Raw genomic sequence first — 3661 nt, 5'->3', positions numbered from 1 at the left:
TGACTATAAATATAAAATGTAAAATCTTTTTTGCCACGTTTTGTATGAATAATTAAAGGAGTACCCTCATTATGTGGCGGTGCATAATAGCGATCTAAAAATAAACCTTCGTTAAAATCATGAATAATTTTGGATTTCTTTTCGCCTTCTACGTTATTTCCATTGATTGTAACAGTCGCATTCGCTTCTTCAAGCTGTGGATGTGTTTCGTACTTACTAATAATGGATTCAATAACAGAGTTGGGAAGGCTAGAAACGATAATTTTAAATGCTCCAAATACAACTAACATTACAATAAACCAAGTCGTCATACTATATCATCCCCTTTTTCCTATTAAATAATATAACTCATATGGTAATAGTACATATGGTGAAGTTTTGTATAATTTGTGAAAAATATGCCATTTTCATGAACGAAATATTAGAAAAATCAATTTTGTTACAAAAAGTTGAAATCGAAGTATTTTAAAAGAAAAAGGTTTATAATAAAAACATAACTAATAACAACATTACTAATTATAAGGAAGTGTAACTATGAGTACTGTAACAATCGTATATGGTATTATTCTTTCTACAATTATTGGTTTATTTATTGTCGGGGTTTCACGTTATATTCATAAATGGAAAGAAGGCGTTGCGAAATTAAATCACATTGAAGAAGAACTTAGTGATTTAATGTTACATCATGGTAAGTAAAAAGTTTGTTTTTAACTAAATAATGTGAAGAATATCACAAAACATGCTCTCCTTATGAAGGCATGTTTTTTTTGTTATATCAATGCTTAGGCACATTCATACATTTTTTCCATACGATACAGTGTGAAAGTCGAAATGTTCGGAGTGGAAAAGAGGGATAAAATGAGTAGTTCAGGTTATGTTCCAGATAATAAAAATTTAAAGAAAAGTTCAGGAACTCCAAATCTTTTCTTTGATTCAAGAAAAAATATCTTTTTTATGAGGGATGAGAAAAACGTTGCATATGAAGTTACGTCAACGCAGATACCAGCGATGATAGGAGGAGCATTTGTTGATTTGTTTATGACAAAAGGGCATATGCGAGAACCGCATTGGCATCCGAATGCGTGGGAATTGGATGTTGTTGTATCAGGAGAAGTAATTACATCTATCTTAAATCCCGAAACGAATCAATTGCAAAATTATCATGTGAAAGCGGGGCAAACTGTCTTTATTCCAATGGGATGGTGGCATTGGATCACAGCAGTAACAGAAGAAGTACAATTACATTTGTTCTTCAATAACGATCAGTTTGAAACAGCAGAAGGATCAGACATACTTAGATTAACACCGCCAGAAGTATTTCAAGCTGCATACGGTGTAAGTGCAGAAAAATTAGGAAAGGACCTTTCGCCAATTAAGGAATCAGTTGTAATTGGTCCTCCTAACTCAAATCGAATAAGTAGCGTTAAAGAAAGTGACGAATCAAATATAGTTGTTACGTTAAATGGACAAATAACATCATGTGAAATAGAATAACTCTTTCTTTTTTTAGGAAGAGTTATTCTGTTTTGTATAATTTTGTAATCGTGTTCGTTATAATTATGATATAGAAGGGAATTTAGTAAAGGGGGCATATTGTGAACATATTAAAGATTATAGGAATTGTTACAGGAGTCATTATAGTAGCCGTTATAGCTTTCTTTGTCATTATGAAGTACTATTTGTCAAAAGAAGATCCGAATTACGTGTTAAAGTACATAAAAGAACATAAAGGTGATAAAACGTGTTCATTACTGATTAAAAGAAATGGAGAAGTAATAACTTCTATAAATGAAAATAAAAAATTGCCATTAGCGAGTATGGCAAAAATCGTAATAGCAGTTGAATTTGCTAAGCAAGTATCAGAAGGAAAAATAAGTCGAGATGAACAAATTTCATTGCGGGAGCTAGAAAAATATTACGTTAAAAACACTGATGGTGGAGCACACCCTGATTGGTTAGAAGATGCCAAAGCGAGAGAATTAGTGGAAAATGGACAAATCGCTTTAGAAGATGTCGCAAAAGGAATGATTCATTATAGCTCTAATGCAAATACGACATATTTGTTAGATAAGCTTGGAATAGAAAGAGTAAATGATAGTTTAAAAGAGTTAGAGCTTACTAGTCATGACAAGTTCTCTTCGTATACTGCTTCACTATATATGAGAGGGTATGTAGAAAAAGAGCTTCATGAGCCAGAAAATCAATCGTTAGAAATGATACGTAACATGTCAAAGGATGAGTATAATAAACATGTGTTACAAATTCATGAATGGATGAAAGACGAAGAAGAATGGAAAAAACGGGATATCCCATTAAAGGTAGATATGGAATTTCAGCGAAATTGGTCAGATCGATTAGTGGGTGCAAACGCTAAAGATTATATGAGTATAATGGAAAAAATAAATAGTAGAAAGTATTTTCCAAAATCAATGCAAGAAGAAATCGAGAACATTTTCAAAGGAACAATTAAAAATAGTAAGTTCGAATATGCTGGTCAAAAAGGTGGTTCTACCGCATTCGTATTGACAAAAAGCTTGTATACTACAGATAAGAAAGGGAATAAAGTAGAAGTTGTCATTATGTTTAACGATATAGAAGATCAAGTTGCATATCAAAAGCTGAGAAATAATGTAGACTATTTTATTCGGGACATTATAACGAGTGAGGAATTTAGAAATAAATTATAACGAAATAATTTTATTATGTAAACAATGAGCTGTTAAAGGTAGGTGTTGTGATGTATTAGCTACCTCTCCTAATACAATTAGGGATATTTATCATACATATAATGATTGAATATTAGAATATGATAGAAATAAAATTGATAAAGTATTTAATTGAATGTAGTCTATTTTAATTGAGGGAAATACCATATGAGGTGTTTCCCTTTTATTAATATGAAAATCAGTATTTAAATTTGACAGCACCTATTATAAAGGTAAAGGGATTTGATGGTAATGTATTGAATTTGGATAGAAACGGAAAAGGGAGATGAATAAATGACGACAATATATTTCGTTCGCCATGCTCACTCTACATATACAAAAGAAGAACGGGAACGGCCTTTATCTGAAAAAGGACACTTGGATGCAGAGAATGTAACAAGCTTATTAAAAGATAAAGATATTGATGTAGTGATTTCTAGCCCGTACAAAAGAGCAATTCAAACTGTACAAGGAATTGCGAATACATATCATGTATCGATACAAATAGAAGAAGATTTACGTGAAAGGTTATTAAGTACAGAGCCGGTACAGGATTTTAATGATGCTATGCAGAAAGTGTGGGGAGATTGGAATTATGCATACGAAGGCGGAGAATCGAATGATGTAGCGCAAAGGCGCGTTGTAACATGTATGCAAAGTATATTAAAAAAATATAAAGGCAAGAATATTGTAATAGGTACGCATGGGAATATTATGGTATTACTAATGAATTATTTTGACTCGAAATATGATTTTCAGTTTTGGAAAACCCTTCATATGCCTGACGTGTATAAATTAACTTTTGATAATAATTGTTTCATTTCTGCTGAAAGAATACAGTCTATAGATTATCAGATAAAGTGAAACTTTAATCAGTGGGGGTTTTGTTCATCCCCCACTGATTATTAGCCCTCACCAATCGGGCTTTTACGGGTAGCCCGCCCCCCACCTAACTT

The 3661-nt window shown here is 32.1% G+C and carries 6 protein-coding genes and 1 pseudogene; 6 read left to right on the top strand and 1 reads right to left on the bottom strand.

Annotation, left to right across the window (positions count from 1 at the left end; translation table 11 throughout):
• On the bottom strand, positions 1-311 hold a 311-nt coding region (locus KI369_RS23135; protein ID WP_212957529.1), incomplete at its 3' end, for a YfmQ family protein.
• Between the two features lie 41 nt (positions 312-352).
• Here KI369_RS23135 and KI369_RS23130 point away from each other — a divergent pair.
• The 6 genes and pseudogenes from KI369_RS23130 (at position 353) to KI369_RS23105 (ending at position 3569) form a co-directional block, all read left to right on the top strand.
• Positions 353-469, top strand: a complete 117-nt coding sequence (locus KI369_RS23130; protein ID WP_002018064.1) for a hypothetical protein — start codon at positions 353-355, stop codon at positions 467-469.
• Positions 470-534: 65 nt separating this feature from the next.
• Positions 535-696 carry a hypothetical protein gene (locus KI369_RS23125; protein ID WP_061680580.1) on the top strand — a complete coding sequence of 54 codons (162 nt, stop codon included), beginning with the start codon at positions 535-537 and terminating at the stop codon, positions 694-696.
• Positions 697-858: 162 nt separating this feature from the next.
• Positions 859-1494 (top strand): cupin domain-containing protein, encoded by a 636-nt coding sequence (locus tag KI369_RS23120; protein WP_212957528.1) that lies wholly within the window; start codon positions 859-861, stop codon positions 1492-1494.
• Positions 1495-1595: 101 nt separating this feature from the next.
• On the top strand, positions 1596-2687 hold the full coding sequence (locus tag KI369_RS23115) for a serine hydrolase (protein WP_212957527.1): 1092 nt from the start codon (positions 1596-1598) through the stop codon (positions 2685-2687).
• Between the two features lie 40 nt (positions 2688-2727).
• Positions 2728-2796 (top strand): annotated as a pseudogene (locus tag KI369_RS23110) (DUF3885 domain-containing protein); the annotation flags it as partial.
• Between the two features lie 203 nt (positions 2797-2999).
• Positions 3000-3569: a histidine phosphatase family protein gene (locus tag KI369_RS23105; RefSeq protein WP_212957526.1), complete on the top strand. Its 570-nt coding sequence runs from the start codon at positions 3000-3002 to the stop codon at positions 3567-3569.
• Positions 3570-3661: the final 92 nt, after the last annotated feature.

Source organism: Bacillus sanguinis (assembly GCF_018332475.1).
Classification (GTDB): domain Bacteria; phylum Bacillota; class Bacilli; order Bacillales; family Bacillaceae_G; genus Bacillus_A; species Bacillus_A sanguinis.
Note: the sequence above shows the minus strand (reverse complement) of the source record. Positions and strands in the feature narration are given on the sequence as shown.